Origin of the sequence: Lepagella muris (genome assembly GCF_004793975.1) — a bacterium.
Classification (GTDB): Bacteria; Bacteroidota; Bacteroidia; order Bacteroidales; family Muribaculaceae; genus Lepagella; species Lepagella muris.
On record NZ_SRYB01000069.1, the window covers coordinates 1 to 2,317 of the forward strand.

General features: G+C 57.6%; 1 tRNA gene and 2 rRNA genes. All 3 read left to right on the forward strand.

The window, feature by feature from the left end:
- Positions 1-747, forward strand: a 16S ribosomal RNA gene (locus tag E5331_RS19995); the annotation flags it as partial.
- A 104-nt stretch (positions 748-851) separates the two neighbouring features.
- A tRNA-Ala gene (locus E5331_RS20000) sits at positions 852-925 on the forward strand.
- Positions 926-1,108: 183 nt separating this feature from the next.
- Positions 1,109-2,317: ribosomal RNA gene (locus E5331_RS20005) — 23S ribosomal RNA — on the forward strand; the annotation flags it as partial.

A 2,317-nucleotide genomic window follows, 5' to 3' on the forward strand; every position in this document is an offset into this window, starting at 1 on the left:
TTAGATACCCTGGTAGTCCACGCAGTAAACGATGAATGCTGGCTGTCCGGGGGGATTGACCCCTGGGTGGCGAAGCGAAAGCGATAAGCATTCCACCTGGGGAGTACGCCGGCAACGGTGAAACTCAAAGGAATTGACGGGGGCCCGCACAAGCGGAGGAACATGTGGTTTAATTCGATGATACGCGAGGAACCTTACCCGGGCTCAAACGGGGAGTGACTCAGGCAGAGACGCCTGTTTCCCACGGGACACTCCCCGAGGTGCTGCATGGTTGTCGTCAGCTCGTGCCGTGAGGTGTCGGCTTAAGTGCCATAACGAGCGCAACCCCCGCGTGCAGTTGCTAACAGATAACGCTGAGGACTCTGCACGGACTGCCGGCGCAAGCCGCGAGGAAGGCGGGGATGACGTCAAATCAGCACGGCCCTTACGTCCGGGGCGACACACGTGTTACAATGGGTGGTACAGCGGGAAGCCAGGCGGCGACGCCGAGCGGAACCCGAAATCCACTCTCAGTTCGGATCGGAGTCTGCAACCCGACTCCGTGAAGCTGGATTCGCTAGTAATCGCGCATCAGCCATGGCGCGGTGAATACGTTCCCGGGCCTTGTACACACCGCCCGTCAAGCCATGGGAGCCGAGGGCGCTTGAAGTGCGTCGCCGCGAGGCGCGCCCTAGAGCGAAATCGGTGACTGGGGCTAAGTCGTAACAAGGTAGCCGTACCGGAAGGTGCGGCTGGAACACCTCCTTTCTGGAGACCGGGATTCCGGTCGGTTGAAGGTGACACAAAACAGATAGACAAGGAGACGAAAGTCCACCTCACTCTGTCGGTCCTGTGGGAAATTCTCTTGACAAGGGGGATTAGCTCAGTTGGCTAGAGCATCTGCTTTGCACGCAGAGGGTCAACGGTTCGAATCCGTTATTCTCCACCTGAAAAGAGCACATTGACATGATGGAAGCGAGACTCAGATAGTCTGAGTCAGCGAGAAGACAAAGTAGAAACTCAAACAGAATACAACGAGCGCCATCAGCTTGCTGATGGTATAAAAAAGGCTTAGGCAAGGTGTCAGAAATGACACCAGTTACTATGTACTTCGATACATCAAGAAATAACGGAATGATCGAAGGGCGCATGGGGGATGCCTTGGCTCTCGGAGGCGAGGAAGGACGTGACAAGCTGCGATAAGCCACGGCGAGGGGCAAATACCCATTGACCCGTGGATCTCCGAATGGGGCAACCCGGCGGGAGCGATCCCGTCACCCTGCAGAGCAGGGGGCGAACGTGGGGAACTGAAACATCTAAGTACCCGCAGGAAGAGAAAGTAATAACGATTCCCCAAGTAGCGGCGAGCGAACGGGGAGGAGCCCAAACCGGCGGTGTCGCAAGGCATGTGCCGGGGTTATAGGACCGACATAACGGACCAAGGATTCTAGTGGAAGCGCATGGAGCGGCGCGCCACAGCGGGTGAGAGCCCCTTACACGAAAGGATCCGCGGAACAGGTCGGCACCTGAGTAGGCCGGGACACGAGAAATCCCGGTTGAATTGTCGGGGACCATCCCGAAAGGCTAAATACTACCGAGAGACCGATAGCGAACGAGTACCGTGAGGGAAAGGTGAAAAGCACCTCGGACAGAGGAGTGAAAGAGACCCTGAAACCATGCGCCTACAAGCGGTCGGAGCCATCCCGTATGGTGACGGCGTGCCTTTTGCATAATGAACCTGCGAGTTGCCGTCGGCGGCGAGGCTAAGCGGTTAGGCCGCGGAGCCGGAGCGAAAGCGAGTCCGAACAGGGCGTATAGTCGCCGGAGGCAGACGCGAAACCGAGTGATCTACGCATGGGCAGGATGAAGGACAGGTAACACTGTCTGGAGGTCCGAACCGGTAAGCGTTGAAAAGCTTTCGGATGACCTGTGCGTAGGAGTGAAAGGCCAATCAAACTCGGAGATAGCTCGTACTCCCCGAAATGCATTTAGGTGCAGCCTCGGGGTCAGTGCCGCGGAGGTAGAGCGACCGATAGGATGCGAGGGCTTCGCCGCCTATCAAGTCCTGACGAACTCCGAATGCCGCGGCATGATCCCCGGGAGTGAGGGCGCGGGTGCTAAGGTCCGCGTCCGAGAGAGGAACAACTCAGACCACCGTCTAAGGCCCCGAAATCCGGGCTGAGTTGAAGGCAATAACGAGGTGGGGCCGCAGCGACAGCTAGGATGTTGGCTTGGAAGCAGCCATTCATTTAAAGAGTGCGTAACAGCTCACTAGTCGAGCGGCCCCGCGTGGATAATAATCGGGCATAAGTCCGGTGCCGAAGACGTGGACTCTGTC